At 73.8% G+C, this 18,073-nt stretch carries 17 protein-coding genes; 8 read left to right on the top strand and 9 right to left on the bottom strand.

Translation table 11 applies throughout. From position 1 onward, the window contains the following. Positions 1 to 272: 272 nt before the first annotated feature. The 6 genes from ACZ597_RS14250 to ACZ597_RS14225 all read right to left on the bottom strand — a co-directional run bounded on the left by ACZ597_RS14250 (position 273) and on the right by ACZ597_RS14225 (position 7,628). On the bottom strand, positions 273 to 1,121 hold the full coding sequence (locus ACZ597_RS14250) for an ECF transporter S component (RefSeq protein WP_471328854.1): 849 nt from the start codon (positions 1,119 to 1,121) through the stop codon (positions 273 to 275). Next, positions 1,118 to 3,106: an ABC transporter ATP-binding protein gene (locus tag ACZ597_RS14245; protein WP_471328852.1), complete on the bottom strand. Its 1,989-nt coding sequence runs from the start codon at positions 3,104 to 3,106 to the stop codon at positions 1,118 to 1,120. Before ACZ597_RS14245 ends, ACZ597_RS14250 begins: the two co-directional genes overlap by 4 nt. Continuing rightward, positions 3,103 to 4,311 (bottom strand): energy-coupling factor transporter transmembrane component T family protein, encoded by a 1,209-nt coding sequence (locus tag ACZ597_RS14240; protein WP_471328850.1) that lies wholly within the window; start codon positions 4,309 to 4,311, stop codon positions 3,103 to 3,105. Before ACZ597_RS14240 ends, ACZ597_RS14245 begins: the two co-directional genes overlap by 4 nt. Beyond that, entirely contained in the window at positions 4,308 to 5,015 is a 708-nt protein-coding gene (locus ACZ597_RS14235; RefSeq protein WP_471328910.1) for an SCO2322 family protein, read from the bottom strand. Before ACZ597_RS14235 ends, ACZ597_RS14240 begins: the two co-directional genes overlap by 4 nt. Beyond that, positions 5,015 to 6,262, bottom strand: a complete 1,248-nt coding sequence (locus ACZ597_RS14230; protein ID WP_471328849.1) for a prenyltransferase/squalene oxidase repeat-containing protein — start codon at positions 6,260 to 6,262, stop codon at positions 5,015 to 5,017. The genes ACZ597_RS14235 and ACZ597_RS14230 overlap by 1 nt, the downstream gene beginning before the upstream one ends. 316 nt (positions 6,263 to 6,578) lie before the next feature. Continuing rightward, a complete protein-coding gene (locus ACZ597_RS14225) occupies positions 6,579 to 7,628 on the bottom strand; it encodes an MBL fold metallo-hydrolase (protein WP_471328847.1) in 1,050 nt (349 codons plus the stop codon). Positions 7,629 to 7,826: 198 nt separating this feature from the next. Here ACZ597_RS14225 and ACZ597_RS14220 point away from each other — a divergent pair, with 198 nt between their 5' ends. The 3 genes from ACZ597_RS14220 to ACZ597_RS14210 all read left to right on the top strand — a co-directional run bounded on the left by ACZ597_RS14220 (position 7,827) and on the right by ACZ597_RS14210 (position 10,689). After that, positions 7,827 to 9,278: an aldehyde dehydrogenase gene (locus ACZ597_RS14220; protein WP_471328845.1), complete on the top strand. Its 1,452-nt coding sequence runs from the start codon at positions 7,827 to 7,829 to the stop codon at positions 9,276 to 9,278. After that, on the top strand, positions 9,278 to 9,550 hold the full coding sequence (locus ACZ597_RS14215) for a ferredoxin (RefSeq protein WP_471328843.1): 273 nt from the start codon (positions 9,278 to 9,280) through the stop codon (positions 9,548 to 9,550). Before ACZ597_RS14220 ends, ACZ597_RS14215 begins: the two co-directional genes overlap by 1 nt. 629 nt (positions 9,551 to 10,179) lie before the next feature. Next, positions 10,180 to 10,689 (top strand): hypothetical protein, encoded by a 510-nt coding sequence (locus tag ACZ597_RS14210; protein WP_471328841.1) that lies wholly within the window; start codon positions 10,180 to 10,182, stop codon positions 10,687 to 10,689. Between the two features lie 536 nt (positions 10,690 to 11,225). On the opposite strand, the gene ACZ597_RS14205 is transcribed toward ACZ597_RS14210, so the two are convergent. Beyond that, positions 11,226 to 11,849 carry a TetR family transcriptional regulator gene (locus tag ACZ597_RS14205; RefSeq protein WP_471328839.1) on the bottom strand — a complete coding sequence of 208 codons (624 nt, stop codon included), beginning with the start codon at positions 11,847 to 11,849 and terminating at the stop codon, positions 11,226 to 11,228. Between the two features lie 227 nt (positions 11,850 to 12,076). Here ACZ597_RS14205 and ACZ597_RS14200 point away from each other — a divergent pair, with 227 nt between their 5' ends. The 5 genes from ACZ597_RS14200 to ACZ597_RS14180 all read left to right on the top strand — a co-directional run bounded on the left by ACZ597_RS14200 (position 12,077) and on the right by ACZ597_RS14180 (position 16,488). Next, positions 12,077 to 13,384 (top strand): glycosyltransferase family 4 protein, encoded by a 1,308-nt coding sequence (locus tag ACZ597_RS14200; protein WP_471328837.1) that lies wholly within the window; start codon positions 12,077 to 12,079, stop codon positions 13,382 to 13,384. Positions 13,385 to 13,466: 82 nt separating this feature from the next. After that, positions 13,467 to 14,210 carry a class I SAM-dependent methyltransferase gene (locus ACZ597_RS14195; protein ID WP_389616537.1) on the top strand — a complete coding sequence of 248 codons (744 nt, stop codon included), beginning with the start codon at positions 13,467 to 13,469 and terminating at the stop codon, positions 14,208 to 14,210. Further along, positions 14,207 to 15,295 carry a prenyltransferase/squalene oxidase repeat-containing protein gene (locus ACZ597_RS14190; RefSeq protein WP_471328835.1) on the top strand — a complete coding sequence of 363 codons (1,089 nt, stop codon included), beginning with the start codon at positions 14,207 to 14,209 and terminating at the stop codon, positions 15,293 to 15,295. The genes ACZ597_RS14195 and ACZ597_RS14190 overlap by 4 nt, the downstream gene beginning before the upstream one ends. Before the next feature lie 170 nt (positions 15,296 to 15,465). Then, entirely contained in the window at positions 15,466 to 16,038 is a 573-nt protein-coding gene (locus ACZ597_RS14185) for a hypothetical protein (RefSeq protein WP_471328908.1), read from the top strand. Positions 16,039 to 16,074: 36 nt separating this feature from the next. Continuing rightward, a complete protein-coding gene (locus tag ACZ597_RS14180) occupies positions 16,075 to 16,488 on the top strand; it encodes a hypothetical protein (protein WP_471328833.1) in 414 nt (137 codons plus the stop codon). Here the strand turns inward: ACZ597_RS14180 and ACZ597_RS14175 are convergent. Both ACZ597_RS14175 and ACZ597_RS14170 read right to left on the bottom strand, forming a co-directional pair. Then, positions 16,485 to 16,946, bottom strand: coding sequence for a hypothetical protein (locus ACZ597_RS14175; RefSeq protein ID WP_471328831.1), 462 nt, complete (start codon positions 16,944 to 16,946; stop codon positions 16,485 to 16,487). The two genes, ACZ597_RS14180 and ACZ597_RS14175, sit on opposite strands and share 4 nt — an antisense overlap. A 40-nt stretch (positions 16,947 to 16,986) precedes the next feature. Further along, positions 16,987 to 17,997, bottom strand: a complete 1,011-nt coding sequence (locus ACZ597_RS14170; RefSeq protein WP_471328829.1) for an LLM class F420-dependent oxidoreductase — start codon at positions 17,995 to 17,997, stop codon at positions 16,987 to 16,989. Positions 17,998 to 18,073 lie beyond the last annotated feature (76 nt).

Raw genomic sequence — 18,073 nt, 5'->3', positions numbered from 1 at the left:
CATGCGTGAGCCACTCACACAGGTGGAGAGGGGTTCGTCCGGCGGGGGGCTGTGCGCCCCGGCCGCCTCGGCGACAACACCAGTTAGCCAGCCCCGGGACGCCCTGGCAACGCCCCCCATCTACTAACCCCCCTCGCAGCCCGGGTCCAACGCCCCGCCCGGCAACCCGTACGACTACGGGCCCGCCGCCCTACTACCCCGGGCCGGATGTGACGTGGGTCCTGTGGGCCGCCTCACCGGCCGGGAGCCCGAAACTCACCCCCCGTAGCCGATCAGACCCGCTGAGCTGAGTGGCCCCGGTCACTTCCGGCACCCGAATCGAAGGAAACGGGTGCGTCGAACGCGGCTTTCCGAGTCGCCCGCCGCAGTGCCCGCAGCAGCGTGCCCCCGAGGGTGAGCGTCAGTACGACGGTCAGCGCGGCCCGCCCCAGGTCCCAGCCCACCGAGGTCGCCAGGCAGTACGCGACGAAGCGCGCCAGGTTCTGAGGCACCGGATCGCCCGGGTGGAAGGAGATCCCCTGCCCCATGCCCTGCAGGATCACCCAGCCCTGGAGGTTCATGACCGTGCCGTACGCGAAGGAACCCAGGAACCCGTACGCGGCGAGCATCGCCAGCTCGGCCCGCCCCCGGATCCGCTCCGGCCCCGGCAGCAGACCGGCGCCCAGCGAGAACCAGCCCAGCGCCAGCATCTGGAACGGCATCCACGGCCCGACCCCGCCCGTGAGCAGCGCGGACGCGAACATCGTGACGGAGCCGAGGACGAAGCCGAAGCCGGGACCGAGGACGCGGCCGCTGAGCACCATCAGGAAGAACATGGGCTCCAGCCCGGCCGTGCCGGCGCCCAGCGGCCGCAGCGCCGCCCCCACGGCGGCGAGCACCCCGAGCATGGCGACGGCCTTGGAGTCCATGCCGTTGTCGGCGATGGTCGCGATGACCACGGCGACGAGGAGGGGCAGCAGCGCGGCGAAGAGCCACGGGGCGTCCTGGGAGTGGGCCAGGCCCGACTGGCGGTCCGCGAGCAGGGGCCAGCCGAAGGCGGCGATGCCGATGAGGGCCACCAGGACCAGGGCCGCGGCGGCGCGGGGGCCGACGCGGACGGGGCGGGCGGGGCGGGGCCTCACGGGGCGGCCTCCAGGGCGGCGGCCACCTGGGACACCGTGAGCCAGTGGCCCGGGGCCAGGATCTTCGCCACCTGCGGCGCGAAGGCGGGGGAGGAGACGACGACCTCGGCCGTCGGGCCGTCCGCGACGATCTCCCCGCCCGCCAGGATGACCACCCGGTGGGCCAGCTCCGCGGCCAGCTCCACGTCGTGCGTGGCCAGGACGATGGCGTGGCCGTCGGCGGCGAGGCCCCGCAGGGTCTGCACCAGGCGGGCCTTGGCGGCGTAGTCCAGACCGCGGGTCGGCTCGTCGAGGAGGAGCAGGGCCGGGCGGGCGGTGAGGACCAGGGCCAGGGCGAGGGTCAGGCGCTGCCCCTCGGACAGGTCCCGGGGGTGGGTGTCGTCGGGCACGCCGGGCAGCAGGTCGCCGACCAGGGTGCGGCAGGTCCCGGGGGCGGCCCCGGCGTCGGCGTCGGCCGCGGCGCACTCGGCGGCGACGGTGTCGGCGTAGAGGAGGTCACGGGGCTCCTGCGGGACCAGGCCCACCCGGCGGACCATCTCCGGGGGCGGGGTGCGGTGCGGGGTGCGGCCGCCTACGGTCACCTGCCCGGTGGAGGGGGCGAGGGTGCCGGTGAGGGCGGCGAGGAGCGTGGACTTGCCGGCGCCGTTGCGGCCCATGAGGGCGACGGCCTCGCCGGGGGCCACCTGGAGGGTGACGTCGTGGAGCACCTCGGTGCGGGCTCGGCGGACGCCGAGGTTCTTGGCGGCGGCCGCGGGGGTTGCGGCGGCGGGGGCGCCGGGCGCTGCGCCGTCGCCCGGCCCGCGGCCGCTCCCGGAGGGGGCCGTGGCCGTCGCGTCGCCCGGGTCGCGACGGGGCCGGGCGGTCAGGCGGGCCAGCCGGTGGCGGAGGCGGGCCGGTGCCGGTGCCGGTGCGGTGGGTGCCGCTGCGCGGAGCTGCTCCCCGCCCCGCCCTTCACCCGTTCTCGCCTCAACCGCCGGTGCGGCCGCAGGCACGGCGCTACCGCGCCCGCGCCTCAAACGCCGGCGGGGCTCTTCAGGCCCGTCCGGCGTTTGAGGACCGGGGGCCGGGGCGGAGCCCCGGGGAACGGGCGAAGGGAGGGTAGGGGACTCGCCCCGCGCAGCGGCCGCCCCGCCGCACGGCAGCCCCGGCAGGACCGTGTCCGCGTCCACGGAGGACAGGCGGGACCTGAGCGGAGCGGCCTGGCGGCGGGCGTCGCGGACCGAGAGGGGGAGCGGGGTCCAGCCCGCCAGGCGGCCCAGGGAGACCACCGGGGGGTGGACCGGGGAGACGGCCATGATCTCGGACGGGGTGCCCAGGACCGGGGGCTCGCCCGGGGACGGGAGCAGGAGCACGCGGTCGGCGTACTGGACCACCCGCTCCAGGCGGTGCTCCGCCATCAGGACCGTCGTGCCCAGGTCGTGGACCAGGCGTTGCAGCACCGCCAGGACCTCCTCCGCCGCCGCCGGGTCCAGCGCCGAGGTCGGCTCGTCCAGGACGAGTACCTTCGGGTGCGTCGTCAGGACCGAGCCGATCGCCACCCGCTGCTGCTGGCCCCCGGAGAGCGTCGCGATCGGGCGGTCGCGGAGCTCGTTCAGGCCGAGCAGGTCCAGGGTCTCCTCCACCCGGCGCCGCATCACGGCCGGCGGCAGGCCCAGGGACTCCATCCCGTACGCCAGCTCGTCCTCCACCACGTCCGTCACGAAGTGGGCCTGCGGATCCTGCCCCACCGTGCCCACCACGTCCGCCAGCTCGCGCGGCATGTGCGTACGGGTGTCCCGCCCCGCCACCGTCACCCGTCCGCGCAGCGTCCCGCCCGTGAAGTGCGGGACCAGCCCGGAAACCGCCCCCAGCAGGGTCGACTTGCCGACCCCCGACGGACCGACCAGCAGCGTCAGCTCACCCTCCGGGAGGGTGAAGTCCGCGTCCCGGAGGGAGGGCCGCGCGGCGCCGTCGTACGTCACCGACACCTGCTCGAAGCGGATCAACGGGAGGACTCCTCGGAAGGTACGGGGGCCACGAAGGCCGGAAGCAGGCCGATCAGGATCGCCGCCGCGGGCCACAGCGGCAGCGCGGGCGCGACCAGCGGGACCACGCCCGGCCGCAGCCCCTCCGGGTCCACCGACCCCGCGTGGACCAGCAGCCCGGCGACCGCCGCGCCCGAACCGGCGACCAGCCAGGCCCGCACCCCCCACCGGTCGGGCCGGTACCGGGTGCGGACGCTGCGCCGCCCGCCGAGCCGCAGTCCCGCCAGGGCCAGGACCAGGCCGATGCCGAGCACGGGCAGCCCGTACACGGCGCCTTCCGCCGCGAGCAGCCCGTACGTACCGGCGCACATGCCGAGCAGTCCGCCGAGGGTGAGGGCGTTGGTGGTGTGCCGCACGGCCGGCGGGACCTGCGCCGTACGCCCGTACCCGCGCGCGTCCATCGACGCGGCGACCGCCACCGAGCGCTCCAGCGCCCCCTCCAGTACCGGAAGCCCGATCTGGAGGACGGCCTTCACCCCGCCGGTGGGGCGCCCGCGCAGCCGGCGGGCGGTCCGCAGCCGGGCCACGTCGGCGACCATGTTCGGCGCGAACGTCATCGCGACGACCACGGCCACCCCCGCCTCGTACAGCGCGGCCGGCAGCGACTTCAGCAGCCGCGCCGGATTGGCGAGCGCGTTCGCCGCGCCCACGCAGATCAGCAGGGTCGCCAGCTTCGCGCCGTCGTAGAAGGCGAAGACCAGCTGCTCGCCCGTGACCCGGCCGCCGAACCGGATGCCCTGCGCCCACGCCGGCAGTGGCACCTCGGGCAGCGTGAAGAGGGTGTGCGTGCCGGGGATCGGGGAGCCCAGCAGCATGGAGAAGACCAGCCGCAGCCCGATGACGAAGAGGCCGAGCTTGACGAAGGCCCCGTAGGAACGCGCCCACGGCGCCTCCGTCCGGCGCGCCGCCACCACGTACCCGGCGACGCCGACGATCAGCCCGAGCAGCAGCGGGTTGGTGGTCCGGGAGGCGGCGGTGGCGAGCCCGAGGGCCCACAGCCACCAGGCCCCCGCGTGCAGGGCGTTCCCGCGCCGTGCCTCGGGGGCCCGCCAGCGGCCTTCCTTCTCGTACGTCGGCCCGTGCGGGGGACCGGACCGCCCGGCCGCACCGGACCGGGCCGGGGGTGCGTCGGCAGGTTCCGCGCCGTGGGTGGGGCGCGCCGTCATCGCCTGCGGCGGCGGGACTGCCAGACGGCGGCGGCACCCAGGACGAGGACCGCCGCGACGCCCAGGTACAGGCCGGCCGAGGGGCCGCCGCCCGAGGAGCCCTCCGAAGCGGAGGAGGCGGGGGCGGAGGCCGGGGCGGGTGCCGACGGCTTCGGCTGCTCCGCGTCCTGGATGGGCTCGCCGCAGCCGGTCCTCGGGTAGCCGGAGATCCCGCACAGCAGCGCCGCGCCGTTGTACCGCAGCGGCTTAGCCACCTCCGCCAGCGCCTCTGCCGCCGTGGCACCGGGCGCCAGCTGTGCGCAGGCCGTGCGCGGGGTGCCCTGCGGCGGGGTCTCGCCGGCGGGGGCGTCCTCGGGCACGCCGAAGTCGACGACCAGCGCCACCCGCTTCTTCCCCTCCGCCGGGGCGGTGCCGCCGCAGACGGCCTCGAAGTCGGCGGCCGCACGCGGCCGGGCCGCCTCGGCAGCGGCGTCCTTGCTCACGGAGAAGCGGAAGCCGAGCGTGGCGCCGTCCGCGGGGCGGGCCGTCGAGGGGCCCTGGGTGGCGTACGCCCAGCGGCCGCCCGCACCGTCCCAGAACGACCAGTAGCGGTAGCTCGCCGCCAGCGCCGGGGACGCTGCGAACAGGGTCAGCAGCAGACCCAGTACGGCCAGGACGCCGGTGAGCGCACCGGCCGGGGTACGGGTGCGGGTGCCGCGGCGGATCACTGCTGCTGCTTCTTCCTGCGGCCGCTCAGCAGGATGCCGATGCCCATGCCGGCCGCGGCGCCCGCGCCGACGATCCACCAGATGTTCTGGTTGGCGGAACCCGGCTCCTCCTTGCCCTCCACCTTCTGCGGTTCGGCGTCGGGGACGGCCACCGGGCCCGGGCCCGTGGCGGTCAGCGCCGCCACCAGGTCGACGCCGCCGAAGGCCTTCGGGTCGGTGCCGGTCGCGTGGGCGGTCAGGACCAGGGTGGCCAGTGCGGCCGGGTTGCGGTTGGCCCAGGCGGTGGAGTTCTTCTGGAGCCACTCCAGGGCGCCCGCCGCCGCCTGCCGGTGCCCGGCCGCGGCCAGGGCGATCACGGCGTCGGCGGTGTTGCCGGTGTCGGCGGTGGGCTGGTCGGCGCCCGGGGTGACGGCCGTCAGGTGGCCGTCCTTCTTCAGGGCCTCGGCCAGGTAGCCGGCCGCGCCCTGGGCCGCGCCCGCCGGGTCGGCGGAACCGGCCGGGCAGGCCAGTGCGGCGGCCGGGGTGTCCGTGGCGGCCGGGTCGACGACGATGCCCTTGCCCAGGCCCGCCAGCGCGGCGGCGGCCGTGGCGTCGGCGTTCGCGGCGAGCTTGCCGTCGGCCGGCTGGTACCCGAAGGCGCCCCGGTCGGAGGCCGGCTCGGCGGCGCAGCCGAGCTGGAAGGAGAGCAGCCCGTCGTACGCGGACTTCCCCGCCTTCGACGTGACCTCGGCGGGCTTCTCGCCGGCCGCGGCCAGCGCGCTGATCACGATGGAGGTGGAGCTGCCCTCGCTGGGGGAGCCCGGCACGTAGGCCCAGCCGCCGTCCTCGTTCTGTACGGACTTCAGCCAGTCCGTCGACTTCTTCGCCTCCGCGTCCTTGCCGCCGAGGGCCTTCATGGCCTGCACGGCGATGGCCGTCGCGTTGGTGTCGTACGTCGTCTTGTCGTCGCACGGCAGGCTGGCGTCGCGGTAGGAGGCGAAGCCGCCGTTCGGGCACTGCTGGGCGATGAGGAAGGCCACGGCCTGCGGCGCGGGCTTCGCGCCGGCCGTCTGCTGGGCGAGCAGCGCGAGGGACTGCCGCCACACGCCGTCGTACGTCGGGTCGGCCTTGCCGAACAGGCCCGCCGGGAGGTTCGGGGACGCGGAGGGGGAGGGCGGCGGCGTGTCGGCGAGGGCGGCGGGGGCGGCGCCCACGCAGAGCACGGCGGATGCGGCGAGCGCGGCGGCGCTGCGGCGGACGTTCATGGCGGGGCGGGTGCCTCTCGTGCGGGGGGGCGGGAGACAGGCACGCGCAGGCACCGGGCTCCGGCTCCGTTTACCTCGACGGTGCCGGCCGCCGGAGGCCCCGGCGGCACGAGCCGCGCACCTCCGGTACGGGGCATTCCGGCTGCCGTCCCGCGGACTGCGGGCCGGGTCACGGTTGCGGGTCAGCGCCGGATTCGCACCGGCTTCCCCCCGTACGGAAGTGTGGACGACGGGCTCACTCTACCGGCCCGTAGCTCCCGGCCCCGGTGGCACGGGGGCGGTGCGGGCGGCCCCGGGACCCGTGGTGGGCGGCGGTCTACAGCGCCCGGTACGCCACCGGGTCCGTGCCCGGGACCGCCTCCGCCCGGCCCTGCTTCACCAGCCGCCGCAGATGCGCCTCCGCCTCCGAGACGGCGATGTTCCGGGAGCCGTACGGGATCTGCTCCCAGGGCCGGTTCCACTCCATCCGCTCCGCGAGCCCCCAGGGGGTGAGGGGCTCGGCCAGCAGCCGCCACAGCCCGGTCAGCCGCTCCTCGTGGTGCTCCAGCAGCTCCCGTACGCGGGCGGGCGCGTCGGTGAAGGCGTACTGGTGGGCCGGGAGCACCTCGGCGGGTGCCAGGCGGCCGATGCGTTCGAGGGAGTCGAGGTAGTCGCCGAGCGGGTCGGTGACCCGGGTGTCCTCCGGGGCCTCGTACAGGCCGATGTGCGGGGAGATCCCGGGCAGGAGGTGGTCGCCCGAGAAGAGCCGGCCGTTGCCGGGGAGGTCGGCGGGGTGCCGCTCCTCCAGGTGCAGGCAGACGTGGCCGGGGGTGTGCCCGGGGGTCCAGATCGCGCGCAGCCGGCGCCCGGCGAGGGGCAGCAGCTCGCCGGGGACGATCTCCCGGTCGGGCACGGCGGCGCTGAGACCGGGCAGGGTGCGGACACGGCCGCTCGCCCGGGCCGTGCGGAGCGGGGCGACGTGCTCCTCGGGGGCCCCGGCGGCGGCCAGCTTCTCGCTCATGTAGTCGAACCAGACACCGGGCTCGGCGGAGCGGGTCCGCAGGACGACCTCGGTGTCGGCGGCGTGCATGGCGATCCACGCGCCCGACGCCTCCCGCACCTGCCCGGACAGGCCGTGGTGGTCGGGGTGGTGGTGGGTGATGACCACCCCGTGCACGTCGGCGACGGCGATGCCGAGCGCGCCGAGCCCGGCGGTGAGGGTGTCCCAGGAGGCGGGGTCGTCCCAGCCGGTGTCGATCAGGACGGGCCCGCGGTCGGTGTCGAGGACGTGGACGAGTGTGTGGCCGAGGGGGTTGTCGGGGATCGGGACGTGGAGGGCGTGGACGCCGCCGCCGTGGTCGGTGACGTGGGGCGTGACCTCTGGCATGGGGGCTCCCTGGGTGACTCGATCCGCTCTGACGAGAACGCGTTTCAGTAGTAGCCCAAGTCGACCGTTTACCAAAAGGCCTGACCGTCCACCGGATCTTTCGGGGGGTCTCGTCCTGGCCGTGGACTCCTCGAACTAGAACTGGTATCAGTTCTGCGACATCGGTGAGATCGTGCGCAGCCCCTGGAGGCATCGGACATGACCGAGCTCGTGGAACACGGCCAACTGTTCATCGGCGGGGAATGGACCGATCCGCTGGGCGCCGACACCATCCGCGTCGTCTCCCCCCACACCGAGCAGGTCATCGGCAGCGTCCCGCACGCCTCCGAGGCCGATGTGGACCGGGCCGTCGCCGTCGCCCGCAAGGCCTTCGACGAGGGCCCCTGGCCCCGCCTCTCACTGGAGGAGCGGATCGCCGTCGTCTCCCGCATCAAGGACGCCATCGCCGTCCGGCACGAGGAGATCGCCCGCTCCATCAGCTCCCAGAACGGCTCCCCGTACTCCTGGAGCGTCCTCGCCCAGGCACTCGGCGCCATGATGGTCTACGACTCCGCCATCAAGGTCGCCGCCGAATACCCCTACGAGGAGCGCCGCCAGGGCGCGCTCGGCCCGATCCTCGTACGCCGCGAACCCGTCGGGGTCGTCGCCGCCGTCATCCCGTGGAACGTCCCCCAGTTCGTGGCCGCGGCGAAGCTCGCACCCGCGCTGCTCACGGGCTCCTCGGTCATCCTCAAGCCGTCGCCGGAAGCCCCGCTGGACTCCTTCATCCTGGCGGACATCGCACGGGAGGCCGGGCTGCCGGAGGGCGTGCTGTCCGTCCTGCCCGCCGACCGGGAGGTCAGCGAGTACCTGGTCGGGCACCCCGACGTCGACAAGGTCGCCTTCACCGGCTCCGTCGCCGCGGGCAAGCGGGTCATGGAGGTCGCCGCCCGCAACCTGACGCGCGTCACCCTCGAACTCGGCGGCAAGTCCGCCGCCGTGATCCTGCCGGACGCGGACCTGGCGAGCACGGTGGCCGGGATCGTGCCGGCGGCCTGGATGAACAACGGCCAGGCGTGCGTCGCGCAGACCCGGATCCTCGCCCCGCGCAGCCGGTACGAGGAGGTGGCCGAAGCCCTCGCGGCGGCCGCCGGGGCACTCGTGGTCGGCGACCCGCTGGACCCGGCCACGCAGCTCGGCCCGCTGGTCGCGAAGCGGCAGCAGCAGCGGTCGCTGGACTACATCCGGATCGGGCAGGAGGAGGGCGCGAAGGTCCTGGCGGGCGGCGGCCGCCCGGCCGGCCTGGAACGGGGCTGGTACGTGGAACCGACCCTCTTCGGCGACGTCGACAACTCGATGCGGATCGCCCGCGAGGAGATCTTCGGCCCGGTCGTGTGCCTGATCCCGTACGGGGACGAGGCGGAGGCCGTACGGGTGGCCAACGACTCGGAGTTCGGCCTGAGCGGCAGCGTCTGGACGGCCGACGTGGAGCACGGCATCGACTTCGCGCGGCGCGTGCGGACCGGCACCTTCAACGTGAACACCTTCAGCCTGGACATGCTGGGTCCGTTCGGCGGCTACAAGAACAGCGGCGTGGGACGGGAGTTCGGCCCGGAGGGGCTGGGCGAGTACCTGGAGCACAAGATGATCCACCTTCCGGCGGGTGCGTGATGGGGGACCGGGATAGGGGCCGGGACCGGGACCGGGACCGTGGGGACCGCTGGCAGGTCGAGGTCGACCGGGGGGTCTGCATCGGCTCGGGCATGTGCGTGAACCACGCCCCCGACGCCTTCACCCTGGACTCGGCCCGCCAGTCCCACCCCCGGTCGGCGGAAACGGACGCCAACGAACCCACCCTGACGGCCGCCGAGGGCTGCCCGGTGGAGGCCATCCTCATCACCTTGTCGGCGACGGGCGAGGCGGTGTTCCCTCCGGAGGAGTGAGGGGCGGGGCGGGCGGGGCTTCGGGGCGCGGGGTGCCGGCTGGGCGGGATCACAGCCGGTTTGGGGGTTTCCCGTCAGTCCCATCGTCCTTCCGTGTCGGGCCGGTCCCTCAAGGGCGCTCCCTTCGGTCGCGTCGCTTCGCGATGGCCTTCGGCCACCCTTGACGGACCGTCCCGCCCCGGAAAGCCGAAAGACTGCCGGGAAACCCCCAAAAGAACGGCACGGTCCAGAGGGAAGGGACGGGCATCTCAGCGATGAGGCGAGGGGCCGGGCGTCGGCCCGCCGGGCATCCGGGCCCTCAAGAGTCGAGATTCCGGACCACTGGCGCGGCTACCCGCACGAGAGGTTGTCCAGAGCCCCCTGCGGAGCCCCCAAGCGCAGCAGATCGCTACGCGCTCCTCCCGGCTTGGCGTCCGACGACCGCCCGTGGCTGATACCCGCACCAGAGGACGAACAGGCCAGCCCAGGGAGCGATTGGGCGCATCGGATCGCTACGCGCTTCTCTGATCTTGGCGTCGGACCGCCGTCTTGGGCTGATATCCGGCGATGCCCCAGGACCCGCCCGCGTCACAACTCCCTTGATCGACAGGCCCGAAGTCTCTCAGGTGGGCGTGACGTAGCCTCTCCGGATGATCGCTGAAGCCGACGTATGGGACCGTTTCGTCCGCCTCTTGCCCGACAACAAGGGGTACGAGGTCCAGGTGTGCTGGGACATCGGCGAACAGGAGGCCGGACTCGACCTCCTGGTCAGCGGTCTCCTGGAGCACCAGGTGGCCATCAGCGAGACCACCCGGGTGGAGCTCTCCGTCATAGCGGAGAGCTGGGGTGTGCGGCGGGACATCACCTCCCGCCTCCTCGCCTGCCGGGGCGACGGGCTCCCCAGCCCCGTCACGCTCGTCGGACACCCCACCACCAAGCCCCTGACCGCCCTGCCCGAACTGGCCGGCTTCCTCGTGATCCCCTGGGTCCGGCACGCTTCCGGACGCCTCCTGACCCGTGCGCACGTCGAGGAGCCGTGGGGCGACCTCTCCCACATCCCGGAGCACTACGCCGTCCTGGCCTCCCCGCAGGGCCCGACCCTCAGTCTCTTCGAGTCCTTCTCCGCCCGCGAAGCCCTCGAAGCCCTCGCCCAGCCGTGAAACCAGCCCAAGACGGCCGTCGGACGCCGAGATCAGAGAAGCGCGTAGCGATCCGACGCGCCCAATGGCTCCCGGGGCTGGCCTGTTCGTCCTCTGGTGCGTGTATCAGCCCCAGACGGTCGTCGGACGCTGAAATCTGAGGAGCGCGTAGCGATCTGGTGCGCCTGGGGGCTCCGCAAGTCGCTCTGGTCGACCTCTCGTGCGGGTAGCCGCGCCCCCGGCCCGGAAACTGGACTCTTGAGGGCCCGGATGCCCGGCTGGCCGACGCCCGGCCCCTCGTCTCATCGCTGACGCGGCCGCTCCTCTCCTCCTGCCCGGTGACCGTTCTTTTGGGGGCTTCCCGGCAGTCTTTCGGCTTTCCGGGGCGGGACGGGCTGTCAAGGGTCGCCGAAGGCGATCACGCAGTGACGCGACCGAAGGGAGCGCCCTTGACAGGCCGGCACGAACCGGAAGGACGATGGGACTGACGGGAAACCCCCAAACCCGCTCTGATCCGGGCCCAGGGGCTACCGCCCCCGAACCCCGGCCCACCGCAATCAGGCCCTTCTCGTCCCCGTCCCCGTCCCCGTCAGGTCGATCAGCCGGCACACCGTCTCGATGTCGATCTTCACCTGGGCGATCGACGCCCGTCCCGAGAGCCAGGTGATCAGGGCCGAGTGCCAGGTGTGCTCGATGACCCGGACCGCCGAGAGCTGTTCCGCCGTCGGCGGGGCGTCGAGGCCCATGGCGTCCAGGATGATCGCGGTCGTCAGCCGGGAGACGGTATCCACCTCGGGGGAGACGCTCCGGTCCGCGAACGTCAGGGCGCGGACCATCGCGTCCGCGAGGTGCGGCTCCCGCTGGAGGGCGCGGAAGGCGCGCATCAGGGTTTCCGCGACGCGGGCCGCCGGCTCCTCGCCCGCCGGGGGGCGCTTGCGCAGGGTCGTGTGCATGTGCTGGAGCTGGTCCTGCATGGTGGCGACCAGCAGGTGCACCTTGGACGGGAAGTAGCGGTACAGGGTGCCCAGCGCGACGTTCGACGACTCGGCGACCTCCCGCATCTGCACGGCGTCGAAGCCGCCCCGGCTGGCCAGCTGTGCGCTCGCGTGCAGGATCCGACGGCGGCGCGCCTCCTGGCGCTCCGTCAGGGGAGGCGTCACGGTCTTCGCTTCCGCTGTCATGTGTCCCGTTCCTGGCGTTCCGTATCGGTGCGGCGGCTGATTCCGGGATGGTCCGGGGGTCAGCATGTCAGGCGTCCGAGCCGTGGCGCGAATCACCTGCTCCGCCTCTTACGGTGTGGTTTCCGGCCGGTAGATTCAATGGTCTTCAGAGGATCAACTCTGAAACTTGTTCTACATTATCCGAGCGGTTACGCTCCGGCGAAAGTGCAGGGAGAAGGGGGCCGAGAGTGACCGCAGAGGCCATGGTGGCGAGCCCTTTCGCGGGTTCCGCCGCCGACGGCGACCGCCCGTTGCGCATTGCGCTCCTCACCTATAAGGGGAACCCGTTCTGCGGCGGCCAGGGCGTCTACGTGCGCCACCTCTCGCGGGAGCTGGTGAAGCTCGGGCACTCCGTCGAGGTCATCGGCGCGCAGCCCTATCCGGTGCTGGACACCGGCGCCACGCTCACCGAGCTGCCGAGCCTGGACCTGTACCGCAGCCCCGACCCGTTCCGCACGCCCAAGCGCGACGAGTACCGGGACTGGATCGACGCCCTGGAAGTCGCGACGATGTGGACCGGCGGCTTCCCCGAGCCGCTGACGTTCTCGCTGCGCGCCCGGCGCCACCTCCAGGCCCGTGCGGGTGAGTTCGACGTCATCCACGACAACCAGACCCTCGGCTACGGCCTGTTGGGCGACCTCGGTGCCCCCCTGGTCACCACCATCCACCACCCCATCACCGTCGACCGCAAGCTCGACCTCGCCGCCGCGAAGGACCGCAAGAAGCGCGCCTCCGTGCGGCGCTGGTACGCGTTCACGCGCATGCAGGGCCGCGTCGCCCGCCGGCTGCCCTCCGTGCTGACGGTGTCCGGCTCCTCCCGGCAGGAGATCGCCGAGCACCTCGGGGTGCAGGACGACCGCATCCACGTCGTGCACATCGGCGCGGACACCGACCTCTGGTCGCCGGACCCGTCCGTCGCGGAAGTCCCCGGGCGGATCGTGACGACCTCCAGCGCCGACGTCCCGCTCAAGGGGCTCGTCCACCTCGTCGAGGCCCTCGCCAAGCTCCGTACCGAGCAGCCCGACGCCCACCTCGTCGTCGTCGGCAAGCGCGCCGAGAGCGGGCCGGTCGCCCGCGCGATCGAGACGTACGGGCTCCGGGACGCGGTCCGGTTCGTCAAGGGCATCACCGACGCCGAGCTCGTGGACCTCGTGCGCAGCGCCCAGGTCTCCTGCGTGCCCTCCCTCTACGAGGGCTTCTCGCTCCCGGCCGCCGAGGCCATGGCCACCGGCACCCCGCTGGTCGCCACGACCGGCGGGGCCATCCCCGAGGTGTCCGGCCCCGACGGGGAGACCTGCCTGGCCGTGCCGCCCGGCGACGCGGGGGCGCTGGCCGGCGCGCTGGGCCGGCTGCTGGGCGACGCCGATCTGCGCGCCCGCCTCGGGGCCGCCGGACGGGAACGGGTCCTGACCCGGTTCACCTGGGCCAAGGCCGCCGAGGGCACTGCCGCGCACTACAGAGCCGCCATCGCGCAGGCCGCCGCCCGGACCCGGTGAACGGCGCGCCACCGAGCACCGCAAGCACCACCCGCATCATCCGCACCACCCTTCACCCCCGTGACCGCGAAGGCAGGACCCCGTGCTGACCGTCGATTTCTCCCGGTTCCCGCTCGCCGCAGGCGACCGTGTGCTCGATCTGGGCTGCGGCGCAGGCCGGCACGCCTTCGAGTGCTACCGGCGCGGCGCCCAGGTCGTCGCCGTCGACCGCAACGGCGAGGAGATCCGCGAGGTCGCCAAGTGGTTCGCCGCCATGAAGGAGGCCGGTGAGGCCCCGGCGGGCGCCACCGCCACCGCCATGGAGGGTGACGCCCTGGCCCTGCCGTTCCCGGACGAGTCCTTCGACGTCGTCATCATCTCCGAGGTGATGGAGCACATCCCCGACGACAAGGGCGTCCTCGCCGAGATGGTGCGCGTGCTCAAGCCCGGCGGCCGCATCGCGGTCACCGTCCCGCGCTACGGCCCGGAGAAGATCTGCTGGGCGCTGTCCGACGCCTACCACGAGGTCGAGGGCGGCCACATCCGCATCTACAAGGCGGACGAGCTGCTGGGGAAGATGGAGGCCGCGGGCCTCAAGCCGTACGGCACCCACCACGCGCACGGCCTGCACTCCCCGTACTGGTGGCTCAAGTGCGCCTTCGGCGTCGACAACGACAAGGCGCTGCCGGTCAAGGCGTACCACAAGCTCCTGGTCTGGGACATCATGAAGAAGCCCCTCGCGACCCGCCTCGCCGAGCAGGCCCTCAACCCGGTCATCGGCAAGAGCTTCGTGGCGTACGCGACCAAGCCCCACCTGCCCGTCGGCGCAGCCGGCTCCGCCCAGTGAGCTCGCCGGGGCGCACCGTACCCGAGCACCTCGTCCTGGACGGCGTGCTGACCGCCGAGCAGGCCGCGCAGACCGTGGCCGGGATCCTGGCCGTGCAGCGCGAGGACGGGGCCATACCGTGGTTCCGCGGCCACCACCTCGACCCGTGGGACCACACCGAGGCCGCGATGGCCCTGGACACCGCGGGCGAGCACGAGGCGGCCGAGCGGGCCTACGCCTGGCTGGCCCGGCACCAGAACCAGGACGGCTCCTGGTACGCGGCGTACGCGGACCGGCCCGACGGCGTGGACACGGCCGTGCCGCAGGACGCTGGCCGGGAGACGAACTTCGTCGCGTACATAGCCGTCGGCGTCTGGCACCACTACCTGGCCACCGGCGACGACACCTTCCTGGAGCGGATGTGGCCGTCGGTCGTCGCCGCCGTCGAGTTCGTCCTCGCGCTCCAGCAGCCGGGCGGCGAGATCGGCTGGAAGCGGGAGGCGGACGGCACGGCCGTCACCGACGCCCTGCTGACGGGCTCCTCCTCCATCCACCAGGCGCTGCGCTGCGCGCTGGCCATCGCGGACCACCGCGGCGACCCGCAGCCGGACTGGGAGCTGGCGACGGGCGCCCTCGCGCACGCGATACGCCGGCACCCGGAGCGGTTCCTGGACAAGGACCGCTACTCGATGGACTGGTACTACCCGGTGCTGGGCGGGGCGCTGTCCGGCCCGGAGGCGAAGGCCCGCATCGAGGGGCGCTGGGCGGAGTTCGTCGTCCCGGACCTCGGGGTGCGGTGCGTGCTGCCGAACCCGTGGGTGACGGGCGGGGAGTCCTGCGAGCTGGCGCTGACCCTGTGGGTGATGGGGGAGTCGGACCGGGCGCTGGACGTCCTGCGCTCGATCGGGCACCTGCGCGCCGAGAACGGCATGTACTGGACGGGGTACGTCTTCGAGGACCGGGCCGTGTGGCCGGTGGAGCAGACGGCCTGGACGGCGGGTTCGCTGCTGCTGGCCGTCGCGGCGCTGGGCGGGGACGAGGCTACCGGGGAGGTCTTCGGCGGGTCGGCCCTGCCGGCGGGCCTGGAGCCGGACTGCTGCCGTTGAGCTGACGCTCCCTGGCCGGGGGACCCCCGAACGGGTCCCCCGGGTGGTGGCGCCCGGTGCCCGGGGTGAGGCTGCGGGGGACACCTCAGTCCCCGGAGGCAACCGTGGCCGTACCCGCAACCGTCCGTATCCGTCGAGCCCTCACGGCGGTGGCGCTGTCCACCGCACTGCTGGCCGGTGCCACCGCGTGCGGCAGCGGCGGCGACCGGGGGCAGCGGGAGGAGATCTCCTCGGCCGCCGCCGCCGAACTGGCGGTCCTGGCCGTGGCGGAGCCGGACGCGGCCGCGGCCGACGAACTGGCCGCCGCGACGCCCTCGCCGACGACCCCGGCCGAGAAGCAGAAGTTCGCCAAGACGCGGTTCGTCGCCAACGCCGGGCTCGCGGCCGGGGCGACGTACCAGTGGATCGTGAAGCCGTACCGCGAGGGCAAGTTCAAGAAGGGCGCGAAGGGGCGTACGTTCGCGCTGATCAAGGCCGGTCTGGCGGGTGCCTTCGCGTACAACCGGCTGAAGGCGGCGGCGGAGAACGCCAAGGGCGACCCGCTGCTGTCGAAGGCGATGGGTCCGCTGACTGCGGGCATCGAGTCCCTCAAGGGGCTGGCCGCCAAGCTCCGCAAGGGCGAGGCGGGCGACGCCGACATCGACGCCTTCAACAACGTGATCAGCGGCGTCAAGGAAGCCGGCAAGAACTCGGGCGCCGTGGTCACGGACACGGTGCCGAGCACTTCGCAGCTGACCGGCTGAGGGTCCCCGGGCCGTCCGCCTGTTTGAATGGCCGGTGTGATCGAGTTCCTGTTCCTCGCCCTCGCGGCCGGCGGCCTGGGCTGGCTGCTGCGGCGCAAGCACCGCGAGCGGGTCGCGGCCGGCAGCCCCGCCGGGATCCCGGGCATGGCCCGGACCCCGGCGGGCGAGGGCCGCTGGCGTTCCGGCCGGCTGTACGCGGACCCGGGCGCCGCCCGCTGGCAGCCCGGCCGGGGTCCGGCCGTGTCGCTGGCGGGCGCCCGGGCCACGGCCGTACGGGTGCCGTCCGTACGGGAGGGCATCTCCATCAACCCGGGCTCGCGGATCGTGTCCTGCGCCCTGGAGGGCGGGGGGACGATGGAGATCGCCGTGATGCCGCTGGACCTGCGCGGGCTCCTCGAAGCCGTACCGGAGGCGACGGACCGGCCGGAGCAGACGGACCAGACGTACTAGACCGGGTCGGGCATGGGGAACCAGTCGGTCCAGCTGCCGTCGTGGTGGCGGGTCTTCACGAAGCGCCAGCCGTCGTTGCCCTCGACGGAGAGGCTGAACTGCCAGGGGTCGCCGCCGCTGAAGCGGTCGATGACGACGATGCTGCTCCTGGCGGTGCCGCCCATGGACGACCAGTGGGTCCAGTCGCCGTCGGAGTCGGTCCAGCGCGTCCACACGGCGTTGTCCGTGCCGACCAGGAACTGCTGCTTGCCGCCGTCGGGGAGCTTGTGCTTGGTCACCCCGTACTGGCAGATGTAGACGGCGCCGCCGCCGCCCTGGCAGTGGTCGGCGGCCTCGGCCGGTGCGGTGGCCAGGGCCAGGCCCGCGACGGTGGCGGCCGCGAGGACGCCCGCCTTGATCCGGTTGGTGCTGATGGCTGTTCCCCTTTGTGGAGCTGTGCTTCGGTGGTCGAGCACCATGCTCCGGCCCGGCGCAAACGATTCGCTAACGCGCCCGCCCTCAGCCGTTGAGCTCCGCCAGCACCCGCAGCGTGTGCGGGTCCGGGGCCGTGACCAGCAGGTCCGTGACGGGGCCCTTGCGCCACAGCTCCAGCCGTTCCGCGATCCGCTCGCGGGGGCCGACGAGGGAGATCTCGTCCGCGAACGCGTCCGGGACGGCGAGCACCGCCTCCTCCCTGCGCCCGGCCAGGAACAGTTCCTGGACGCGCCGGGCCTCGGCCTCGTAGCCCATGCGGCCCATCAGGTCGGCGTGGAAGTTGCGGGCCGCGTGGCCCATGCCGCCGATGTAGAAGCCGAGCATCGCCTTGACCGGGAGCAGCCCCTCGGCGACGTCGTCGCAGACCTTGGCGCGGGCCATCGGGGCGATCATGAACCCGTCGGGGAGGTCCGCCAGCGAGGCCCGGTGGACGTCGGTGCGGGTGGGCGACCAGTAGAGGGGGAGCCAGCCGTCCGCGATGCGGGTGGTCTGGGCGATGTTCTTCGGGCCCTCCGCGCCGAGCAGCAGCGGGAGGTCCGCGCGCAGCGGGTGGGTGATCGGCTTGAGGGGCTTTCCGATTCCGGTGCCGTCCTGCCCGCGGTAGGGGTGGCTGTGGAAGCGGCCGTCCAGGGTGACGGGGGCCTCGCGGCGCAGCACCTGGCGTATGACGTCCACGTACTCCCGGGTCGCGGTGAGCGGGCTCGCGGGGAAGGGGCGCCCGTACCAGCCCTCGACCACCTGGGGCCCGGACAGGCCGAGGCCCAGCATCATCCGGCCGCCGGAGAGGTGGTCGAGGGTGAGGGCGTGCATGGCGGTGGCGGTGGGGGTGCGGGCGGCCATCTGGGCGATGGCGGTGCCGAGCCGGATGCGGGAGGTGTGCGCGGCGATCCAGGTGAGCGGGGTGAAGGCGTCGGAGCCCCAGGCCTCGGCGGTCCACACCGAGTCGTAGCCGAGGCGTTCGGCCTCGGTGGCGAGGTCGAGGTGGGCGGGGCCGGGCCCGCGGCCCCAGTATCCGAGTGCGAGTCCGAGGCGCATGTACGGTCCCCTCCGCGGGTCTTATCTGACGATGCGTCAGTTGACGTCAGGCGACTGTAGGGCACGCGCGCCCCGC

The organism is Streptomyces sp. NPDC040718 (assembly GCF_055593565.1).
This window is presented reverse-complemented; position numbering and strand designations above follow the sequence as displayed.